Raw genomic sequence first — 22,895 nt, 5'->3', positions numbered from 1 at the left:
ATCACCGTTGAAATAAAAATAAAGCTAACTTTAAAGTGCAATATCAAGTCTCCATAAGGTAACGAAAAAGGCGCTTTCCTGAACGAAAACGCCTTACTCAAGGTTCTGTATTTACATGTAAAAGATCTCCAAAACAAATGGAATGGCGGTGTAATTGGTTAATGGTGTTGAATCAACTTATGGTTAACTATAAATTCGCCAAACGTATTAAAAAAAATAGTATTTACCTACCGTAATTTAAATGCTTCATTTGTTCGATAAGATAATTTGATATATCTGTGTTATTGCCATTTCGCAAGAGGAATTCCACTAACTCTTGCTTTTGAAGAACAGGATTAATAACCGCTCCATCTAGCTGACTTAGAATCTCAACAATACTATGATGTGAAAAACTCTTGATTACTTTAAAAAGTTCTGCATCACGTTTCTTTCGTTCGGCGGATTCTTCAGGATACCCAGTATTGAACGGTTCTTCAAATAGTTTCTCAAGCGTGAAGCGAAGATTTAATTCGCCCGCCCAACCGAAATTCAATCCAAGTGGCAGTGATGCACAGTTTCCATTATTTATCCTACCGAATAGGAACGCATCTGTTGGAGTTGGCAGATAACCGCTAATGACATTCGGAAGTGTATTACAGGCAATCGACATACCAACACCGCTACTACATCCGGTGATCACAAAATCAACTGCACCTGAATTTAGAAGTAGCCCAACAGCTAAGGACACTTGGATATAGCTTAACTCGGATTCTTTAAATGTAACACCAAAATTGAGCACTTCATATCCATGCCTCGCCACAGCCCTTTTTGTCTCTTCAAAAATCAGTTCATTTTTGCTAATTTGGGTACTTGCTTGTATCACCGCTATCTTCATTCTTACACGACCTTTCGATTTAATTATCACACAAATCGAAATTCAAAAGAAGATAAAAAAAGACAGAAGCAATCTTGCCTTAATATTTGCTATTCTAAATATTCGTTTCAAAAACTTACACAGATTTCTTAACAATCCCGTTAACTTGTTTCGCCATGAACCTTCTTACCTCTTCTTTACATATTCTCTTGAACTACCCCCACTTTTACTTCGTTTAGAAGTGAGGAATTCCTAAGTAAAGAGTTCAATCGAACTCTAGTTGATTAGGCTGCCCCCGCAGTCCTTACGGTTAGAAGCCTTATTGCTTCATTTGATTACTTCTTTCATTTTCATACGTTTAATTTTAAAATAGTTTGTTCCTCGTAAAATCAATCTACGAGGAGTCGAATTGATTAACAAAATGAAAATTTAGATTTTTATTTTGTTAATTATTGTCCATACACATTAATACCTTGTTCTTAATGAGTAAATTGGTTATTAAAAAGTGGTATTATAACTAATTCTAAATGCAAACATATTGTACAAGAATAAAAAAAATATTTACTTCCAAAATCTATAGTATTGATTTATTTATCGATTAAAATACATCCCTTGTCAATTAATTGATGTATTTTAGATATTTATTTGATAAAAAAGAAGGATGAATGTTCAATCAACTGACACAACTACTTTTTAGGAAGTGTGTTATAGTTAATTCAGAATCAATACTGCTTAGCAGCATTAATTCTCACCTATCTTTTATTTATTTGTTTTTACACCAACTTAAAGGAAAGACCAACTATATTTTTAGTTGGTCTTTCCTTCTGTTATTAGAATACGATTAAGAATCACTTAGTTTATATACAAATTACTATTTATTTTACGATAATGTACATATACTTCCGTATAGAATTCTACCGTTCTCTTGATAAAATATGAAAAACATAACTAGTTTAGGTATCTTTCAAAAAAATCAAAACAAAAAGAACTTGTAATATATAATTACAAGTTCTTTTTATCGTAGCTTCAACACATTGGAACTATAAACTTGTAAACAACAACATTAGAGGAAGGGGTGAATTATCCCCTTAAAATAATTATATAACTAATATTCATATTTTGAGATTAAAACCTTGAACATTTCGTTAATTTTAACAATCACTTTAATATTATTCATTTTTAACTTACATGAACATTTATAATTCTGCACATTACAATAAAATCAAATAACCTAAAAATAAAAATATATGTGAAATTTTTTATATTTTTTTGATATTAATTGAATATTTTATGATTATCATTTCATTTTCACTCTAATATTGCCATGTTTCTAGATTGCTATTAGAGTTTTACCTTCTAAAACTTACTTAAAATTGGTTAGTATTGAATACATTGACTGAAAATTGAGAAATCAAATGCATATTGATACTATTATCATATAAATTATCTGTCAGTCTAACTTCCATTACCCACAATAATGTTTTTCTATATATGTATAGAAATAATTTATCTGTCAGTAATTTATAGTTTATTATCATACATTAAAAAGGAGGAAGTAAAATTATGAAAAAGAAAATCATTACAGCAACTGCTCTGGCTGCAACATTAGCTACAGGTGCATTACCTACAACATCAGTATTTGCTGCTGAGACAGTTGCTCCTATCCAACAACAGGAATCACAAGTTAGTATTCAACCGTTTGCACAAAGTAATCTAGAAACGGCTGTTCAAGCTGCATTAAATGGTCCCGAAGTAAAAAAAATAAAAGTATTTGAGCATGAATTTAATGTAAAAGAAATTGAAGTTGTGGATCGAGGTGCAGCTGGTAAAGATGTATACGGACAAATCTCTCATCATTTAAGCTTCCGTCCAGATGATCAACTTTACTATAAATTCACAAAAAAAGATGGTGAGGTAACCGGATTCGAATTTCATATTGATAGAGGCGGCTGGACACCAATTGTAGCTCCACTTTTATCAATTCTTGCTGCATATAACGGAATTCCTGTTAATCCAAATGATTTAAATTCACTCGGTCAACAACTTGGTAAAGTTATCGATGGTAGTTGGGAACATGCAGGACAATCTATTGCTACTGCAGTTAGTTTAAGCTTTAATGAGAAATAAGCTTATAGGCATTATTTAGGATTACAGAGAAGTATTATTCGTAAGTTTTTCTAAAATGATATTATATGTAACAAATATATTTCTAACTTTAATGCATTAATACAAGTGAGACTCTCCCCAAAAGTCTTTTGATCTCAGATATAGAATGCATATAATTTTGCCACATAGGTTCTTAACAAATAAAAATCTATGTTAATTAAAATTAAGAATCATGTAGATCTTACTAATTTCAGCGATTCATTGTAATTCGGAAAACAGACGTCTAGTTTAAGACTTCTGTTTTCTTTGTATAATATTAGATTTGAATTGTATGCCCTATAAAGTACATGAAGTATGATAATATACTTTGTCATCATTTCACTAAACTTGCACTTGATTATTTTGGCCTTCCCATCCTTGTATGATTACATTTCAAAACTTATGTTCCCAGTGTACGATGGCTTTTGAGCAAATCTAAATGAAAATATTCCTCTCTAAATTTTAAAGCTAACACAATATTTTAAGGTAAATGACAATAGTAACTCTGATGGTAGCTAATATATTACCTTATTTGACTTTATAAACCCATTGGTACCTATTATAAATTTGGAACTATTTATAAAAACTAAATCTTCAAATTAATAAGCTCTATTATTCTCATGCTGGACTTTATGCATATGGTAAAAGCACCTAAATTATTATATAAGACTAATCTGTTTAAAATCAGGAGAGATATAATGAAGAAAATAAAGATAAAAAAACATTTAAAATTCGGGATTCTTACTTGTTTTACACTAGCGAGTTTATGTACAGCTTCAATAGTATTTGCTGATAGACATCCAGGTTATTCCTATGAGTCTGATTTAGGTTATCGAAATCCAAACTGGATGTCAAAATTGGAAGATACAAAAAGAATAAGCGAATTATCTATTCCAGGTACTCATGGTTCAATGGCTTTACATGGAGCGAGTTTTATTGATGAGAATTTGACAAGAAATCAAACAATGCCCCTATCTCAGCAGTTCAATGCAGGAATACGTTATGTAGACATGCGTGTTAAACGTGTGAAAAATTCTTTTGCCATGCAGCATGGTATTGTAAATCAAAAAGCAATGTTTGAAGATGTATTAAAAGAAACAATCCAATTTTTAAGAGAAAACCCTCAAGAAACAATTTTAATGCGCTTAAAAGAGGAAACTGATCCAGAGAACGGCTCACTGTCATTCGAGGAGATATTTAAAAGTTATAAAGACCGTAATGTGTCCTATTTTTGGGAACCTAATTCTGTACCATTTTCAGAAAGAAATAACCCTAAGTTAGGAGATATCCGCGGAAAAATTGTAATACTACAAAACTTCGCAGCATCTGAAGAATACGGAATTAATTATGAATCATTAAATATCCAAGATAATTTTGAAATTAGCGCTGGACCGGATGGAATGTATGAGAAATGGAGTGCAGTAAAAAACCAGCTTCTAAAGGCAAATAACGACTCTAACAATAATCATATCTATCTCAACCATTTTAGTGGTACAGGTGGCGCTACAGCATTATGGAATAATTATTATCCTTGGTTTGTTGCAAGTGGAAAGGAAAATCGAGATACTGGTAGTAACCCACAGTTAATTCAAAAAAACACAACAAATGAATGGAAAGACTTCCCTCGTGATACAAATGGTCAAGTATTTTATGGTGGAATGAATACAATGGGGACAGATTTCATACTACAAGGTGGTATCAGACATTCTGGTATGATTGCAGCTGATTTTCCAGGTCCAGGTTTAATAGATAGTATCATTAAATTAAATGGGATAAACGTTAATGAAAAAGAGATATTAATTTCCCACATTTCTTCTGACTCTAAGCCATTGCCTGGAGAAAAGAACCGATCCAGCCAAAACTTTAGTATAAATAATTTACCCCCAGGGACAATCGGTTTAAAATGGATTATTGAGCCTACCCAGGGAGAGACTTCTGACAGTATCTCTTTCAATATTATGGTCGATGTTTCTCTGGGTCTAGATCGTGTTAGTTGGAGCAATATTTCAAATGAGTCCAGGACTGCAGCAGATACAAATTCTAAATATTATATCGCAAATCCAATTGGTGTGAATCACCCATTTACAGTAAAAGTATATGCTATTACCAATTAAATTTTTTAAAGGATTTCTTTATCCCTCCGTCGGCTTAAGAAGTTCAATTACCTTATGTATCAATATAGCATTCTCTCCAGGTATGCTATATTAAAGGCAACAATAAAAAAGAATCTAGAAATGCCACTAGATTCTTTTTTATTTTTAGAAACAATTCATATTAAGATAAAAATGCTTTTATTCTATTTAGTATAAAATTCTATGAGATATCTAACAAACGAAAGTAGAACCTGCCTTACTACGCCCATCAAGCCAATTTTTGGTATTCTATGAACTTGTGCCTATAAAATTAATATTTTGATACGCTTGCCAAATATTTCTTGATGGATAAATATATCTTTCCGAAGTTCTTTAGCAAACAAATGCTATTCATTTTTTAATAAAAGCGCCATCCTTTCTATAGATTTCTATAAAAAGAATGACGCTTTCTATTAATTATAATCATAAATTCATCTTAGAGTATTGGTAATATAACTAGACTTATTCCCATGCAGCGAATGCTACATAATCTTCTTTACCATATTTGTTTTTATATTCATCTTTGTGAATTATATCAACTTCTCCAACATGGTCTGGCTGAAATCCTGTTCCATCTCCATTATCAATAGGTTTCACTAGAGAAACTAACATAAGCCCCGTAACTTCAGATTCTTTAGAAGTTTGCTTCACTGGAAGTCCTTTAGATTTAAGATCTTGCTTTTGTTTTTCGGTAAGTTTAAGTACTGCTGCTTCAGAGATCTCTGTGTTCTTTTTACTTTGCTCAAGTTTGTCCATCTCTGATTGTTTTGCGGCTTCTTCTGCCTTACTCTTTTCAAGCTTAGTCATTTCTTCAGGTTTAGCGGCTTGTTCAATTTTATTTTTTGTAGCCTGTGATTCGCCCTTAAACTCCTCAGCATTTGCATTCATTAAAGAAAAAGTAGATATACCTAATACAGCTGTCAATCCTAAAGCTGACCAACGATACGATTTTTTATTAAATTTTTTTATCATAAGAATTCTCCTTTTTAATGCTTTTTTATTTTTACTTAGATTTGCTAAACTAGGCATTTGATAATAATTTGAATAGTGTTCTAATAATGTAATGATTGTATGCCCGTATTCGATTCTTTCTTCCGAATCAATAAAGGTAAGAGCCAATGCATCACATGCAATTTCTTGATCTTCGCGCATTGAATAATAGGCATACCAAAGGATTGGATTAAACCAATTTAGTATAAGCAGATGATGCATAAGCCAATTAACCCCAACATCTCTACGTTTAAAATGAGCTAATTCATGATAGAAAATAAACCGTATCTGATTATCATTTAATCGTTGTATATGCTGCTCACATAATAATATTCTAGGTTTTCTAAATCCAAGGAGTGTCGGACTAGCAATCTTGCCGGCTAATTGTAAAGGAATATCTTCTTTTATAGACATCGTTTCTTTACAACCCTCAAAAATATTTAAAATCCTTTCATCTGTTATAATTGATTGCTTTTGTATGTATAAATATAAACGTCTATTTGCAATTAGTGTTAAAGCCCCTAAACAAAAAACACCTAGTATCCATACATATAAACAGATTTCATACATAGATATGTGTTTGGCAACCTTTTCTTTTTCTTTGGAACTCGATTCAACCAATGGTTTATTGGAATCATTCGAATTAACAGCATACTTTGCAGGTTCATTCATTACTTTTAAACCAGAAACATTCGCTTCCTTCTGAATTAGAGAAGTAGAAGTTACATATCCATGTGAAAGTATGGAGTATAAGCTATAAGAACTATCGGGTGACCAAGGTAAAATTAATCTTACAATCAGAATTAGCCACAATGCGTAATGCCATCTTGCTGTTAATTGATTCCTTAGTAGAACTTTGACACATAAGATAAAACCTACCAATATACTGGCCATAATGGTAGTTTCTAGTAGCCAATCAAAAAGAGTAGAGAGATACGTATGTATTAACATATCCATTACAATTATTCTCCCTCCTTTTGATTATTTTTATTTTTATCATCTAGAATACGTTTGAGCTCATCGATCTCTTTGGAAGATAACTTTTCTTCTTGTAAAAAATTAACAAGTAAAGGTTTTAAAGCAGCACCATAAAAACGTTTAATAAAAGATTTAGTTTCTACTTGTAAATAATCATCTTGTGAGATTAAAGGGCCATACATATACGTTCTTCCTATTTTCTGCTGAGAAAAAATTACTTGTTTTTTCACTAACCTATTAATTAATGTTCTAACCGTTTTTGGATTCCAATCCATTTGTCCTTCAAGAGCTTGAATTATTTCATTAGCCGTTTGTGGAGATTTTGACCAAAGGACTTTCATTACTTCTAACTCAGCTTCAGATATCTTAGGTATTTTTTTCACGTTTCCAATTTCCTCCTTCCTTTGATTACAAATGTAATCCTAATATCGATACTACATTTGTAATCTTAAATTTTCAACCCCTATTTTAACATTGGAATAAATTACTTAAAATAGGTTTATTATTAAATAAATATAGACTACAAATGTANNTACATTTGTAGTCTATATTTGTCAATCTTATTTAATATCACCCTAATAAAACATCCCCATATGTTTTAAGTAAATCATTATACTTTAATTAGCTATGCCCATTCTTTCCTTTTTCTTTGCAAGATAACCTGTTCTAGTTAGTTGGATAAAAATATGGCGACAGCCGTTTGCCATCAAGTTAATAAAACTTAGATAGTCCTTAATTAAAAAATAGGAATAAGCCAGTTATATATATCAATCCAAAGTTCTTTTCATACAAGAAAGCCAAAATCTCTTCCCCATATTAATGAGAAATTTCTATTACTATCAAGCAAACCGAAATTAGGGGAATTTAGTTAATAGAAAGCGTTCTTCTTTTTCTAAAAAGCTAAATTATTAAATTAAAGAAAATATATACCTTTCAGTTCCCTCCTACAGATAAAGCAACTTACCCCGCTTCCTAATACCTACTGATTTGTTATACAAAATTGAATTCCTTAAAAATTTGAATTTAAAAATACCCAGGAATACAATAAATATAGTATATACCCTATTTTTTAGAAAGAAGGATTAAACATGAAAACCAAAGTAGTTAAATCAATTGAAGATTTGCAATTGAAATCATTTGAAATGATGACAAATTCTTTTTCTTTTAAATCTATTTTGCGTGGAACTGGTATGACTTTTGTAATTATTTTTGGATCATCTTTGATTAACGATTCTTCTTTATTTTCATTAAATTCTTTGATGGTGATATTGGGTTTCTTTTTAATCTTTACGCCATATATTTTTAATATTGCTGAGAAATCTAATATATGACTCAATTTCCGACGTTTAATCATTGACTTAAAAATTTTAAGAACCCAAAACAAAAAATTCTCATACTTTTAATTAAAAGGTGTGAATTTTTTCGTTTGAGTCTATTTACCTTTAAATTTATAGTAAGGTGATACTACTTCAATTAATTAATTTTTATTTCATTTTATAATTTTACAAATGGGTGCCTGTATCTTCTCTACAATACAATTCCCCTTATGTAACTATTTATATAGTATAGATTTCAAGGTAAAAACACCTAATACCCCTATACAAAACTGTAAGAGTATCTTCAACTTTTTAATATTATATTTATATAAAATTTGCCCTTTCTTGAAAACCTACTATACTATAAAATTAAATTAACAAATATTATTTAATGGAGGTTCATAATGAATAAAACCGAACTAATTAACCAAATATCTGAGAAAACATCACTTACTAAAAAAGAGGCTACTGCATCTGTACAAGCTATCCTAGATCAAATTACACAATCTCTTCAAAAAGAGGAATCCGTACAGTTAATTGGATTTGGTACATTTGAAGTACGTAAGCGTTCTGCACGTACTGGGCGCAATCCCCAAACGGGCGAAGAAATGCATATCCCAGGAGGAAAAGTACCTGGATTTAAAGCTGGAAAAGCTTTAAAAGAGGCTGTTAAATAAGGTTTAATTATCTATCTAAAAAGGAATGGAGATTTTTATCTCCATTCCTTTTTAAATTAATCATATATTTTTTCGGAAAATAATTAACTAGTTATTTATCATTTTCACGATTCCCATACCGTACACACTCTTCTAGTCGTGGTATTTCTTTTTTAGATGCTAGGTGCATCTTTCACTGCTAATTTTTTCTGACTTAAATAAACAGCTCGATCCGATTTTTTTGCAACTTCCTGTGAATGCGTTACAACAATTACACATTTATTTTCTTGATGAGCGAGCTCCTGGAACAAATCAATAATGTCATTTGCTGTTTCTTCATCAAGGTTTCCTGTCGGCTCATCCGCAATCAATAAATCAACATTACAAGATAATGCTCGGGCAATTGCTACACGTTGTTGTTGTCCACCGCTTAGTTGTAAGATATTTCGTTTCGCTTCTACTTCTGTGAGTCCTACCTTCTCTAATAATTCTAATGCTCTTGCTTTTTTATTTTTTACCTTTACACCTGTAATTTCCATTGCCGTTAGTACATTCTGAATGGCAGTCATATAGGTAATTAAATTATAGGATTGGAAAATTACGGATACATTTTGATTACGGTATCGATCCAAACCAATTTTTCTAATATCCTTGCCATTATACAGTACATAACCATTTTTAGGTATATCCAGCCCACAACCTAAGCTAAGCGTGGTGGTTTTACCAGATCCAGATGGTCCTAAAATCGTGTAGAAATGCCCTTTTTGAAAAGAAAAATTAACATTATCTAGTATCTTTACTTTTTTTCCGTTACTTTCATAATAATAATCTAAGTTTTTAAATTGTAAAATCGTCTCCATATCGAGCCTCCTTATTCATCTTTTAAAAGGATTTGTTTTGGATTTAAGCGTAGAATAGATAATGCCGGAAGAAGCGTTGCTAATATAGCAATAGCTAGTCCAATCCCTCCCATTTTTCCTACGTCTTCTCCTGTTACACTTACATTAATTTTATCTATTGGATCCTCTTTTTGATTTTGTACAGTTCCGCCTGGTCCAGCCACCATTACAGTTCCATTTTGTGAAGTGTCTGTTTCTTCTCCTGCTGTAGCAACTTCACTCGAAAGTAAATTATCCCCTACGAATTGAGAAACTTTAGCTCCTGTTGTTAGAGATAATCCAAATGCTAAAATAGCGATACATACTACTTCTACTACGAACTGCGCCATCAGTTTCCATTTTTTCTCTCCAATGGACAATAAAATTCCCATTTCCTTACGACGTGCTTTAATCGATAACATAATAATTAATCCTAAGATAATTGCACCTGCAATAGATACCATATAGATAATCATTTGAGAAGTAGAAGCGATATTTTCGATAGGACCAATCATTTGTTTGTACAATGAATCATGTGCATCTAACTTAAAATAATTAAAATCAATATCAGATTTTTTTGCTTCTTTTTTAAATGCATCAATGTATTGTGGGTCGTTCAATAAGTACACAACTTGAATACTACTCATACCTTCATCTACTTCTAACTTTTTTAAAGTAGAGTAAGGCATATATAGCTTATTAGCTGGATCCATCATAGGAGGGGCATGCTGACCCATTGGTTGCTCATTCGTTTCATAAATACCAATAATTTCAAATTCAAGAGTTTGCTTCTTATCCCCTGATTGAATTTTAATCTTATCTCCTACTTTCAAATTGTTTTGTTCCGCTAATCGTTTTTCCATTAAAGTTACATTCTGATCTTTCATCTTTTCTGTAATTGGTTTCCCATCAATGATTTTACTTTTTCCATTTTTAAAACTTTCTTGTAATACAGTTTTACGAACTCCTTCTATTATAAGGGAAGAATTCATATCTATTTCTGAGCCCGAACCTGATCCACCCGCTGCTGCCACCATTCCAACTCTACCTTTTCCTTCGTCTTCTCCTTCTGAAGCACCTACTAGTTTAAATCCATCCGAAATTCCGAAAGTATTGGTTATGTAATTATAATCTTTTACATACTTGGACTTCGCTAATTGATCTGCTTCTTTTGTGTTGAGCTTTGGTGGTTTAGGCATCTCTCCAGTTTCCCTAGCTTGTTGACCTAATTTATCAAAATCAAGACCTAAAGTGACATCTGCACCTAATTTTTTTCTTGCTGCATCCGCAGCTTTTTTTGATGCATTTTGGATTGCAAATCCTGCCAACACTAAATTTGTAACAATCAGAAAGACCGCCATCAAAATTAATGATGTTCCTATTCTTTTTTTCATACTGAGAATTGCGCGTTTTATAAAATTCATTTTTCCTAACCTCCTTGATAGTTGTTATTCTAAATACACTATCTGGAGTTTATATGAAGATATTCAGTAGATTATCTAAAGATATTAGGGCTTATCTGGAGTGCATATGTAGTGATTCGTTAATATAGTCAAGAAAAGCTGGAACACAAATTAAAATATGTAATCGATTTTGAACATTGGTAAAGAGTCAGTCCATTTAATGTGGAATGAGGACAAACGGAATAATAATAGGTATAAAATATTAGTCACCAACCAATTAACTTGAGGAAGGAATACAAACACGGGATAACTCCCTTTATTTATGACCCCTACAGTACAAGATGAGATACTATCGCTAGAAAAATTAGCCTCCTCCATGGAATACCAATGTAGACATTCTTTTTGCTTCATGACGTTTACCACCTCTGATATATCTAGTACCCACACAAAAAGCACATATAAAAAAACCACCGAAAGGTGGCTATATTTTTAAGCGGCACTTGTTTAATCCGCTAATTTCACGTTTTTTATTAGTTTTTCACCATTTCGATAAACTGTTACTTTAATTGTATTCCCCAATTTTTTCTTTTTATATAAATATTTTCGGAATTGAACGACATTTTCTATTTTTTGTCCATCTAATGCAATCACAACATCATATTGTTGCAATCCACCTTTTTCTGCTGGTGATTGGTATGAGATATTCCTCAATACTGCACCATTTGATATCTCTTTTGGTAATTTTAATTGATTGCGTGCAGAATCTGTCATTTTCTCCACATCTAATAACTGTACACCCATCATCGGACGTTTAACTGTTCCATCTTTCTCAAGAGACTCTAGGATCGTTTTGGCTATATGAATTGGAATTGCAAATCCAATTCCTTCAACAGCTTGTTGTGCAATTTTACTTGAATTAATTCCAATGACTTCACCCTGTTCATTAAACAAAGCTCCTCCACTATTCCCAGGATTAATAGCTGCATCTGTTTGAATTACCTGTGCTTGCCAATCAACTTGTTGATCTCCAAGAGTACTAACAGGTATTTCTCGTTCCTTACTACTAATAATCCCCTTTGTTACACTACCTTCTAACCCCAATGGATTCCCAATAGCTATTACCGTTTCCCCTGTACGAATTTTTTCTGAGTCTCCAAGTGTTGCAACTCTTTTTACATCTGCCCCGTCAATTTCTAATACTGCTAAATCTAATAATGGATCTGTCCCTACTACTTTAGCTTGAACCTTTTTACCATTATTCAATTTCACTTCTACTTTATTCGCACCGTCTATCACATGATTATTTGTAACAATGAAAGCCTTATTGCCGTTTTTTTTATATATGACCCCTGATCCCGAACCAGCTTCTTCTGATTGATTTTGCATATTAAATGAACCTGCATTTTGTTTATAGTTAATGACACCTACGACAACTTCTTTTGCAGATTCAATCATATTTTGAGGATTGCTCACATCTTCTGGTTTGTAAGAGATTGGCGTAGCCTGATTTACTTCGTTATGCTTAGAAGATTGACCTGCACTTCCTTTGATTTCATTTATATAAGGAGTGGTCAATCCAATGGTAATTGCACCAATCACTGCACTAATTATTCCTGTGAAAAAATACCCTGTTTTTTTATAGACTTTATTCCTATTGCTTTCTGTTTGATTTGTATCATAGTGTCCCATTGTGAACATCCCTTTCTCCTTTAATTTACAATTGAATGTTTTTATCTTAATATTTGAAATACGATGTATGAATGTAACATTTAAGAATCACCATTTCAAAAAAAGAAAATTTCACCTTTAGGCATGTTTAAACATAAATCAACTGTTTTTTCGTAGGGGTAACATTATATTTGAAATTTCCTATGAATATATGTATAACGATATTCAAACCCACTTCGAGCTTGTCTCTAAAAAAAGAGCCTATTCGGCTCTCAACAAATAGAGTATTCAATGTACAAAGTAGGATACATGTTTATACAGGTGTTTTGCAAAAAGTGGAAACAAGGGACAATAAACATCCATTAGCTTATTTATTCTTTTGTTATAAACTTAGATTCTAGCATTCTCGTGAGAATGGATGGTAATAGGTTTGTGTGTAAATAAGAAGGAAGGGATAAAATTTGATAGATTGTGTAAGTCGTCAACATCATGTATCATTCCTTTCTATTTGGTACATGTATCATACAAACTTAATCTGTATTCTATATGGAGCTAATCTAGAGTTATAGTAAAGATTTTCAGTACCTAATTATGGAATACAAAAATAGAGAGAATCAATTTAATCCTCCCTATTTTTGTTCACTAGACTTATATAGTTTTCTTTTATTTACACTTGTGTATTTGTTTAAGCCCGGTGCTGGTTTCAATTTTTGTTTTTTCTCTTTTATGCGTCTATTATTCGAATGAGGGGCCATCCACAGTTGTACATCTAATAAAGAAAGAATGATGTTTGCTTCTAGTGACATCTTGATTACCTCCCTCTGTCTTGCTATGTATATAAACTATCTCATGCATCTAGAGCTAATTTGAAATACATGTAGTTTTCTTATGAAGTTTTTATAGTATTTCTAATACGTCTCCACATCAACTCCAGTTTGGAAGGTTATAATGACTACAAGAGGTGATATTATGAAGAACTATCACATTCTGGTGGTAGAAGATGATCAAGAAATACAAGAATTAATCAAACAATTTTTAATGACACAACAGTATAAAGTTATAGTTGCATCAGATGGATTAGAGGGCATGAAACAATTTAATAAGCAGTCCTTCGATTTAATTCTTCTAGATGTGATGATGCCAAACCTGAATGGATTTGAAGTTGCCAAAATGATTCGAAGTCAGTCAAATATACCAATTATTATGCTAACTGCGCTAGAAGAAGAACAAGATCAAATGAAAGGATTTGATCTTGGAATCGATGATTATATTACGAAACCTTTTTCTTTCCATGTTTTGATGAGACGAGTCGAAGCAGTACTGAGAAGAAGTAATAATCAAAGTACGGATAATCATTTTGTATTTAGAGAACTACATGTCGATGGCGATGCATATAAAGTATATGTAAATAAAGTTGAAGTTCCCTTAACGACAAAAGAATTTGAAATTTTGCAACTACTACTTCAAAATGAAAAAAAGGTACTCACAAGAGATAATATCGTAGAAAAAATTTGGGGATATGAGTATGCCGGGGACACACGAATGATTGATACACATATGAAAAACATACGAAAAAAATTAGATATACCCTATATTAAAACAGTAAAGGGCATTGGTTATAAAATTGATGAATAAGATTGTAAAAATCATGAAGATGAAGAGAATTACCTATAAACTCTTTATGACTACATCCCTCATTTTGTTAGCCTTTGCAACCTTGATTTATGTAACTTTATACTTCTTTCTCCCTAAATTTTATGAGCAATACAAAACAGATCAGCTTCAAACGGGAATCGAAGAAATAATTGATAAATCTAAAAATCTTACGCTTCAAAATGCAATACCACTTGTTGATGAATACGCACAAAAAAATAATGCGGTGATCTACCTTCAAAATAATGAGGGAAGACTTATTTATTCTCCTTCTATTGCTTTTCTTCAAAGTACTATTCAAGAGGGTACTATTCAAGGCGGTACTCAAGCAAAAGGTTTTGTTAAAACAGTACCAGCAAGGAGTTTAGATAATCCTCGTAATTCATATGAGGTTAGCAAGCCAATACAATTCCAAGATGTTAACTTAACGCTTGTGGTGTTCGCAACATTTCAGCCGATTGATGAAGCTTCACAGGTCTTAGTACGTTTTCTACCCTATATTAGTATCATTGTACTGGTTATTGGTTTAGGAAGTGCTTATCTCTATTCAAGGTTTATTACTAAACCACTTATTTATATTAATAAAGGTGCACAAAAGATGGCAAAATTGGATTTCTCCGAAAAAATTGAAGTTCGTTCTATGGATGAATTAGGGGAATTGTCCAATAGCTTGAATGATATGTCTATAAATTTACAACAGGCAATTTTTGATTTACAAAAAGCGAATCAGCAATTAAAAAGTGATATTGAAAAAGAAAGAGAACTAGAAACAAAGCGAAGGGAATTCTTTGCTATTGTAGCACATGAATTAAAAACTCCTCTTACTGTTATGAAAGGATACTTAGAAGGGATGATATATAATATCGGCCCTTATCAAAATCGTGACCAGTATTTAAAGAAAAATTATCAAATAATTGAAAGTCTGGAACAACTGGTTCGCGAAATTTTAAGCATGTCAAAATTAGAACAACATACCTTTAAACTTCAAGTGGAAGAAGTAAATCTTTCGAGATCAATAGATACAATTGCCAAAAAACTCGAATTTTTTGCTTCTCAAAAAGGCATTCAAATAATAAAAGAAGTCGATTCTGATATTTTTGTTTATACGGATTATGTTCTTTTAGAAAAAGCATGTAAAAACATCATTCATAATGCGATTATGTATTCACCGTATAACGAAAAAGTCTATATAAAGTTAACAAAGGATTCTAAACAAAACAACGTCCAAATGCGAGTTATCAATACAGGTGTCAAAATAAAAGAAGAAGATATACAACATATTTTCAAACCATTTTATCGAATCGAAAAGTCAAGAAATCGAAATACGGGAGGGAGTGGCTTAGGTTTATATATTGTAAAACAAGTTTTCGAGTCCCTTTTTATCACATATTCTATAAATAATACCAAACAAGGCGTAGAATTTTTAGTTACCATTCCATTATCCAGCAAATAAACATCAAAAGAGTCTCAATCTCATTTCATCCTATAAAAATGAGATTGAGATTTTTCATATTATGTTGGGTATGGCAACCCAAACATAATATGGTGAAGAAAATTCAGATAAAAACATTATTCATTTGACACATAAAGATCCAAAATAATACACTTGCAAGTGTATTAACGGAAGAGAATTTATGAAACAAAAAAGTATTCATAGTGTTTGTAATATAAGTATGATCCCTGAATTGTATATTAATAAACCATTTGTAGACGGGATAGAAATATTTTTTGTTACACAAACTGGCCGACTGTACTTTTTTCACTACAAACTGATAACTTAACAGCTGGGTAGAAAGTGGTGAGTATACTGGACCAGATATGACTGATTTCAGATTTCACATTTTTTGTCAGTATTTCCTTTCATCATATCTAAAACAGATTTATATGCTTAGTGACAAGGTCGATCAAGCTATATAAGCAGATAATCCATTCTACTCATTCGCCATATTATGCATAATAATCTATAAAATACGTATCTATAAATTAAAGATCTAAAAAAGAAAAAATCTGAAAATCCTTCTGACGTAAGGAGTTTCAGATTTTTTTATTTTAGTAATACCCTTTGCAACAAGTTGCCATTAGGATAGTGTATCAGCAACTTGTAGCTATTACTATGAATGCTAGATTCCTCAAAATTATTCCATATTTTTTCATTTTATTTATATTATTCTATGCTTTATTCTAAATTATAATTCCATATTTATGGACAAAAGTTTAAATTTATGGAATTTTGTACAAGCTATTTATACATCATTCTTAATTAGGAGGGATTCTTTATGTTTGGTCTAGGAAAAAAAAGAACTCCATTTGGTGAGTATTTAGATCACAGAGGAATCAAACAACAATGGCTTGTACAAAGGACTGGATTAAGTAAATCTCTGATAAGTGATTTAGCAAATAAAAAGGATCGTATTCCCACTTTAACATCTGCAACTAAAATCATTAGAATACTAAAAAAATTTGATAAGCATATTGATTATCAAGATTTTTGGAATATTGATATTTAAAACTTCTAGAATGTACTACACATCTAATTGTCTCTAATCCAATCGTGTAGATTACTAAAAACATAGATTTTTTCCTTTACAACTATTGATTATTTAACACTTATAATACAAAAATTACTTTTATTAAAAAGCATATAAACTTCTATTTAGCTCTGTTCATATCCCCGCTTAAAATAATTAATGATTACATCCCACTTCATTTTTGACAAATCAATTATTTAATAACATTTTTTGTTAGAAAATCTAAATTTCGTTGTTTTTTATCCAGAAGCCTTAATATACATTTGATATTATTCTAAAATTTATAGCGCACTATTCGAACATTTTGTGAAAATCACCAAAAAACATCACAAACTACTAGTAGTAGGTATTAATTTCCTGTGTTTGTTCCAAACACCGTGTTAAACTGAAGGGGTTTAACAGATCTACTCTAATAACATTAATGAAATGGGGTATTTACTTGAACTTTCCACAATTAAAAATCGGGCATATGATGCCAAAGGTCCCAATTCTACAGGGAGGAATGGGCGTAGGCATTTCATTAAGTAAACTTGCATCTGCAGTTGCAAATGCTGGAGGAATTGGGATTATATCAGGAACTGGTATTTCCATAGATGAAATGAGAATGCATATTAGGAAGGCGAAAGAAAAGATTCGGAATACTGGTTATATTGGAGTAAATGTCCTTTTTGCAATGAATGATTTTGCTGAAAAAATGAAAGCAGCCATTGAGGAAAAAGTTGATTTCATCATATCTGGTGCTGGCATTTCACGAGATATGTATACTTGGGGGAAAAATGCCGGCATACCAGTTATTTCAATAGTATCCTCAGCCAAACTCGCTAGATTATCTGAACGCTTGGGTGCGGCCGCTGTTGTAGTAGAGGGGCATGAAGCAGGAGGACATCTGGGTACCGATCGACCTTTATTCGATATATTACCGGAAGTAGTTGCAGCAGTCGAAATTCCCGTAATTGCTGCTGGAGGAATTATGACTGGGAAAGATATTGCTCATGCCTTAAAAATGGGTGCATCTGGTGTGCAAATGGGTACAAGATTCGTTGCAAGTAATGAGTGTGACGCACCACTATCCTTTAAGGAAAAATATATAAATGCTCGATTAGAAGATACCATATTAGTCAAAACAACTGTCGGGCTCCAAGGTCGTGCGGTTAAAAATAACTTTACTAAATTAATAGCTGATAATAATAAAAAGATAAAAATAAAAAAGTGTATAAATTGCTTAAAAAACTGTTCTTATCGTTTCTGCACGCTAGATTCTTTGATAACCTCTATGGATGGTGATTGTGAAAATGGTCTTGTTTTCGCAGGTGCACGAGTAAATGAAGTCAAAGAGATATTGCCCGTCCAAACAATTATTAACAATATTATGATGGAATATAGAGCATGTATTTAAGGTAGAATCCATGTAAGTTTTTTAAAAGATATTTAATGTTGTAAATTCTTATTTTCCTGACGATACATCAACTAATAATTATACTCCGGACATTATTGGTCATAAAAAAGAACACCTACAAATGCTGTAGGTGTTCTTTTTTATTTATAATTGGATAATTTCTCTTATTTCTTCTATAGGTAACTTCGTAAATTTGGCAATATCCTCTACAGACATTCCGTTTTTATACATACCACATACCAATTGTATACGTTCGGCTTTTTTGCCTTCTTCAATACCCTTTTCAATACCTTTTTTGATTCCTTGCTCCTCTGCGTGAGCAAACTTTGCAGCTTCATCCATTAGGGTTTTTTCCCTCGCTTCATAGGCTTGTCGGAATGTCGAATCTTGACTCATTCGCTCCCACTTATTCATTGCTTTTTGTAAAATCGGATCTTGATTCATCGCAATGTCCTCCAATGTTTGAGTTAAGTGTTCATCTTCATTTGCCGGAAGTAATAACAGCCAACGAACAAATGAATCTTCCCACGGATTAACTTTCTCTTCCCGCCATTGTTCCATTAGTTTAGGAAGCTCTATAACATGAATCTCTATATCATCACTAAACTGCTTTTGCTGTTGTACATTCCATAGCTTTCCCGTTGTATGAAATTCCTCATATTCGGGAAAAAGTACGAAGTTTAACAAATTAATAGTAATTGTTTTACTAAGAGAGCTGTAAGGCATCCCTTTTTGTAACTGTGAAGTATATAATTTACCCCAGTAATACAAACTTCGTTTAATCATGTCGTGATTATTATTCAGCTGAATTTCTACGTTTACTTTAGTACCTGTGTCTAATGTGGCTGAGACATCTAAAATTGATAATTTATCATCCTCGTGTTCTCGATGTAAATGTGGATCCTCTAATTGTAGTGACATAATAGGTGATTCTAATGAATTCTTTAGCATGGCATTTAAAAATGTGATAAGAATATCCTCACTACCACTTGTCCCAAATAATTGCTTAAAAGCAAAATCAATTCGTAAATTTACTAATGACTTGGTCATGACTTTCCTCTTCCTGTCTAAGAAACTCTCTTTTCTTTATTGTACATAAAAATTAGGTAATCATGCAAATAGGAACATTCACAAAAGATAGCGCTATCATTCTTTTCAAAAATATATATTCACTAGAAAATAGAGGTAAAATTAATAGTTAATTTGGTGAATTATAACATATATTATCTTTAAATAATACCCATTTGAAAAAACAATGGATTATTTGTGACATAATTGTTAAATTTAGGGATATAAAAAGGCTTTCTATATAAAAAATAGAAAGGTGATGGTGTACGGATAAAATATAAGGGGGATTTATATTATGTTTTCAAAAAAACAAAAATTAGTAACAGTGGTTACCACTCTGACGCTAGGATGTGGATTAGTTTTCGGATTAACTCCTACTTCCGCAGATTCTATAAGTAATCCTACTCCTATTAAGGAAGAACAAGTAAGAATACAGATACCTTTTACTGGATATGTTATTTCAGCAGATGATAATTATTTAGTTGTAGCTGACACTAATACAAAAGAGGAGGCACTTTCTTATCAAAATAATTGGTGGGAATTAGCTTCTCAGAATAAAATTTTACGTGTTCCTATTACTAGCAAGGATAACTATAGCGTAGGTGAAAAACTAAATATATTTTCCGTAGGATGGACTCACTCTATTCCACCAATCGCTGTTATGCCTGTTATCGAAAAAATAATTGAATAAATTATATATTTTTTACAAAAGAAGACAGCCATTACAAATGGCTATCTTCTTTTAAACTCATTTATTCTAAATTGGACTAAAGAATTCTTGTTTGTAACTATCTTTATAAATTTATGCTATAACAACACTTGTGCACTTTTTTATTTACTGAACCATGCCTTGCTCTTCCTTCTTCATAGCTCTAATGGATTGAACTACTTTAACCATCATAGAACACTCTATTCTCTTTCGGAAGATTTTACAGCTGAACTCATGTGTTCCCTTAAGAGAACCCGTTGCATGTATTGTATTAGCTGGACAACCGCCACTACAGTAAAGCTGTGCCCAACATTCCTGACATTCCGGTTTTGAATAGCAATTACTTTCCTTAAACTGAGACTGTATCTCTGCTTTTGTAATGCCATCCCATATATTCCCCATACTATATTCTTCTTCTCCCACAAACTGATGACAAGGAAATATCTCCCCCCACGGGGTAATAGCTAGATATTCAGTCCCAGAACCGCAACCAGAAATTCTCTTTTGAACGCACGGACCTTCTGAAAGGTCGAGCATGTAATGATAAAATGTAAAACCATTTCCTTTTTCCTCACGGTTTAGCATTTCTTTCGAGAGAATTTCATACTGATTGTAAATTTCCAGCAGGTCTTCTTCACAGAGCGCATATGGTTCTTGGGGATTACAGATAACAGGTTCCATTGAGATTTTGTTAAAACCTAAGTCAGCGATGTGATAAATATCATTGGTAAAATCAACATTATTATGGGTATAGGTTCCACGTACATAGTATTCTTTATCTCCACGCTTCTCAACAAACTCCTGGAACTTTGGAACGATATGATTATAGCTACCTTTCCCATTGACAGTTTTACGAAGATAATCATGAACTTTTTTTCTTCCATCAAGGCTTAATACAACATTGTGCATTTCTTGATTTAAGAATTCAGTAATTTCATCATTAAGCAGCATACCATTTGTAGTAAAGGTAAAACGAAAAGTTTTTTTGTACTCTTTTTCTTTATTTCTTGCATAGGCGACAATCTGTTTGACAGTTTTCCACGCCATGAGTGGCTCCCCACCAAAAAAATCAACATCGAGATTTCGATGATTACCTGAGTTTTCTAATAGAAAATCTATGGCTCTTTTTCCAACTTCAAAACTCATTATGGCTCTATTTCCATTGTATTTTCCTTGGCTAGCAAAGCAGTATTCACACGACAGATTACATGTATGCGCTACATTAAGGCAAAGAGCTTTTACATAAGTGGGACGATTTATCAAATCAATTGAAAGGTCCCTATAATCATCTTCGGTAAAAAGCTTCCCATCTCTTTTTAGTTCTTCAATATCCGCAATTGTTTCTCGAATTTCCTTCTTGGAAACGTGGAAATCATATTTATACTTTTCCTGCATTATTGACAGGATTTCTTCCATAGGAGTATTCTGATATAGCATAATTATTTCATAAGCAAGATCGTCAACGACATGTACGGATCCGCTATAAGTATCTAACACGATATTGTATCCATTTAATTTATATTGATGAATCATACTGGATAACCAAACTCCTTTTTCATAAAGATTGCCACCTAAATAAAATATAATTGAATACTATACTTCTTGTTTCCTATTTATTGTATTTTCACACTTTTGATTTGCAACTCCACATGAGGTTTTACAAGCAGACTGACAAGATGTCTGACATGCACCACACCCACCATGTTTTATAGTATCTTGCAGTTTACAAGTGCTCAGTGTTATAATTCTTTTCATTGTTTATAACCTCCTTTTGAAATAATTTTGAAGAACTAAGGTATATGNNCATATACCTTAGTTCTTCAATTTCCCACAAATTATTATTAATATCCTTATATATTAACGAATTACTTTATTTTACGTTCCTTTCTTTTAACCTTAATTTAAAATATCACGAGAAGGTTAAATATTATCTATTTAACAGTTACATATCGCAAAGCTACATATAGAATAATATTTATTGTAATTATTTATACATTCATAAATGAGGTACGTGAAATTACAACATTTATCTTATAATAAATATGGGCGTCTATAACTTTGTGCTACAACTATAAAAAGTCAATCCCATTGGAATTGACCTTTTATAAACTGTGGCAACAGAAGGATGTCATAAAACTAGGATTTGATATTGTAGCATTTCATTTGTGAAAAGTATAACATGATTAACTAAGAATAGATGTGTCAATCCTTGGAACATTAGCTATAACTTGATTTTTTGAGTATATATAATAGTTAGTGGGGCTATAGAATTCATCCTACATCACTATTAATAATTAACGTTTTTTAATAATAAAAAAGGATGTCTAAAAAACACTATTTTTTTAGACATCCTTTTTATCTATTTTATTAATAATCCTGTAGGAGTAACTTGATATGTTTTTTTCTTGCCTACAAATTCCTGTTTACTATTCTCAAGATTAGTAAGTGTGGCACGGGTCTTTTCCTTCTGTGCTTCTCCCTCTATATGAGTAAACTCAATATAATCCCCTACTTTGACTGAA

Annotated in this window: 19 protein-coding genes and 2 pseudogenes; 10 read left to right on the top strand and 11 right to left on the bottom strand. The window is 31.9% G+C overall.

Annotated features, from left to right (window positions below; translation table 11 throughout):
• Positions 1-63 precede the first annotated feature (63 nt).
• Positions 64-236 (top strand): annotated as a pseudogene (locus tag CN409_RS32880) (IS256 family transposase); the annotation flags it as partial.
• On the opposite strand, the gene CN409_RS27725 reads toward CN409_RS32880, so the two are convergent.
• On the bottom strand, positions 224-874 hold the full coding sequence (locus CN409_RS27725; RefSeq protein WP_000686199.1) for an RpiB/LacA/LacB family sugar-phosphate isomerase: 651 nt from the start codon (positions 872-874) through the stop codon (positions 224-226). The pseudogene CN409_RS32880 and the gene CN409_RS27725 overlap by 13 nt on opposite strands.
• 1,542 nt (positions 875-2,416) lie before the next feature.
• On the opposite strand from CN409_RS27725, the gene CN409_RS27720 reads away from it, so the two are divergent.
• Together CN409_RS27720 and CN409_RS27715 are read left to right on the top strand one after the other, a co-directional pair.
• Positions 2,417-2,980 carry a hypothetical protein gene (locus CN409_RS27720; protein ID WP_000726947.1) on the top strand — a complete coding sequence of 188 codons (564 nt, stop codon included), beginning with the start codon at positions 2,417-2,419 and terminating at the stop codon, positions 2,978-2,980.
• Between the two features lie 716 nt (positions 2,981-3,696).
• Complete coding sequence (locus CN409_RS27715; RefSeq protein WP_097982119.1) at positions 3,697-5,112, top strand: phosphatidylinositol-specific phospholipase C; 1,416 nt, start codon at positions 3,697-3,699, stop codon at positions 5,110-5,112.
• Between the two features lie 480 nt (positions 5,113-5,592).
• Here the strand turns inward: CN409_RS27715 and CN409_RS27710 are convergent, their stop codons facing one another.
• Positions 5,593-7,071, bottom strand: coding sequence for a M56 family metallopeptidase (locus tag CN409_RS27710; protein WP_097982127.1), 1,479 nt, complete (start codon positions 7,069-7,071; stop codon positions 5,593-5,595).
• 11 nt (positions 7,072-7,082) lie between these two features.
• A complete protein-coding gene (locus CN409_RS27705) occupies positions 7,083-7,481 on the bottom strand; it encodes a BlaI/MecI/CopY family transcriptional regulator (protein WP_029443199.1) in 399 nt (132 codons plus the stop codon).
• Between the two features lie 705 nt (positions 7,482-8,186).
• Here CN409_RS27705 and CN409_RS27700 point away from each other — a divergent pair.
• Both CN409_RS27700 and CN409_RS27695 read left to right on the top strand, forming a co-directional pair.
• A complete protein-coding gene (locus CN409_RS27700; protein ID WP_000853266.1) occupies positions 8,187-8,429 on the top strand; it encodes a hypothetical protein in 243 nt (80 codons plus the stop codon).
• Between the two features lie 389 nt (positions 8,430-8,818).
• Positions 8,819-9,091: an HU family DNA-binding protein gene (locus tag CN409_RS27695; protein ID WP_097982121.1), complete on the top strand. Its 273-nt coding sequence runs from the start codon at positions 8,819-8,821 to the stop codon at positions 9,089-9,091.
• Between the two features lie 152 nt (positions 9,092-9,243).
• Here CN409_RS27695 and CN409_RS27690 read toward each other — a convergent pair whose 3' ends face one another.
• From CN409_RS27690 to CN409_RS32065, 4 genes are all read right to left on the bottom strand, one after another.
• The gene (locus tag CN409_RS27690; protein WP_000447831.1) at positions 9,244-9,930 is read right to left on the bottom strand and encodes an ABC transporter ATP-binding protein; all 687 of its coding nucleotides are present in this window, start codon (positions 9,928-9,930) and stop codon (positions 9,244-9,246) included.
• 11 nt (positions 9,931-9,941) lie between these two features.
• A complete protein-coding gene (locus CN409_RS27685) occupies positions 9,942-11,372 on the bottom strand; it encodes an ABC transporter permease (protein WP_001009326.1) in 1,431 nt (476 codons plus the stop codon).
• Positions 11,373-11,855: 483 nt separating this feature from the next.
• A complete protein-coding gene (locus CN409_RS27675) occupies positions 11,856-13,049 on the bottom strand; it encodes a S1C family serine protease (protein ID WP_097982122.1) in 1,194 nt (397 codons plus the stop codon).
• Positions 13,050-13,648: 599 nt separating this feature from the next.
• Positions 13,649-13,825, bottom strand: a complete 177-nt coding sequence (locus CN409_RS32065; RefSeq protein WP_000050958.1) for a hypothetical protein — start codon at positions 13,823-13,825, stop codon at positions 13,649-13,651.
• 163 nt (positions 13,826-13,988) lie between these two features.
• Here CN409_RS32065 and CN409_RS27670 point away from each other — a divergent pair, with 163 nt between their 5' ends.
• The 4 genes from CN409_RS27670 to CN409_RS27655 all read left to right on the top strand — a co-directional run bounded on the left by CN409_RS27670 (position 13,989) and on the right by CN409_RS27655 (position 18,596).
• Positions 13,989-14,654 carry a response regulator transcription factor gene (locus CN409_RS27670; RefSeq protein ID WP_000800734.1) on the top strand — a complete coding sequence of 222 codons (666 nt, stop codon included), beginning with the start codon at positions 13,989-13,991 and terminating at the stop codon, positions 14,652-14,654.
• 13 nt (positions 14,655-14,667) lie between these two features.
• Complete coding sequence (locus CN409_RS27665; protein WP_097982129.1) at positions 14,668-16,125, top strand: sensor histidine kinase; 1,458 nt, start codon at positions 14,668-14,670, stop codon at positions 16,123-16,125.
• A gap of 823 nt (positions 16,126-16,948) precedes the next feature.
• Positions 16,949-17,179: a helix-turn-helix domain-containing protein gene (locus CN409_RS27660; protein ID WP_000467334.1), complete on the top strand. Its 231-nt coding sequence runs from the start codon at positions 16,949-16,951 to the stop codon at positions 17,177-17,179.
• A gap of 442 nt (positions 17,180-17,621) precedes the next feature.
• A complete protein-coding gene (locus CN409_RS27655; protein ID WP_000871007.1) occupies positions 17,622-18,596 on the top strand; it encodes an NAD(P)H-dependent flavin oxidoreductase in 975 nt (324 codons plus the stop codon).
• Between the two features lie 144 nt (positions 18,597-18,740).
• On the opposite strand, the gene CN409_RS27650 is transcribed toward CN409_RS27655, so the two are convergent.
• Entirely contained in the window at positions 18,741-19,646 is a 906-nt protein-coding gene (locus CN409_RS27650) for an Rpn family recombination-promoting nuclease/putative transposase (protein ID WP_000167466.1), read from the bottom strand.
• A gap of 313 nt (positions 19,647-19,959) precedes the next feature.
• On the opposite strand from CN409_RS27650, the gene CN409_RS27645 reads away from it, so the two are divergent.
• Positions 19,960-20,355, top strand: a complete 396-nt coding sequence (locus CN409_RS27645; protein WP_000491774.1) for a DUF3221 domain-containing protein — start codon at positions 19,960-19,962, stop codon at positions 20,353-20,355.
• Positions 20,356-20,499: 144 nt separating this feature from the next.
• On the opposite strand, the gene scfB is transcribed toward CN409_RS27645, so the two are convergent.
• The 3 genes and pseudogenes from scfB to CN409_RS32875 form a co-directional block, all read right to left on the bottom strand.
• Entirely contained in the window at positions 20,500-21,906 is a 1,407-nt protein-coding gene (scfB, locus tag CN409_RS27640; protein ID WP_097982124.1) for a thioether cross-link-forming SCIFF peptide maturase, read from the bottom strand.
• A 60-nt stretch (positions 21,907-21,966) separates the two neighbouring features.
• Positions 21,967-22,128, bottom strand: coding sequence for a six-cysteine ranthipeptide SCIFF (gene scfA / locus CN409_RS27635; RefSeq protein ID WP_000821353.1), 162 nt, complete (start codon positions 22,126-22,128; stop codon positions 21,967-21,969).
• 604 nt (positions 22,129-22,732) lie between these two features.
• Positions 22,733-22,895: pseudogene (locus CN409_RS32875) on the bottom strand (putative mucin/carbohydrate-binding domain-containing protein); the annotation flags it as partial.

This window comes from Bacillus sp. AFS012607 (assembly GCF_002558005.1).
Lineage (GTDB): Bacteria > Bacillota > Bacilli > Bacillales > Bacillaceae_G > Bacillus_A > Bacillus_A thuringiensis_S.
Note: the sequence above shows the minus strand (reverse complement) of the source record. Positions and strands in the feature narration are given on the sequence as shown.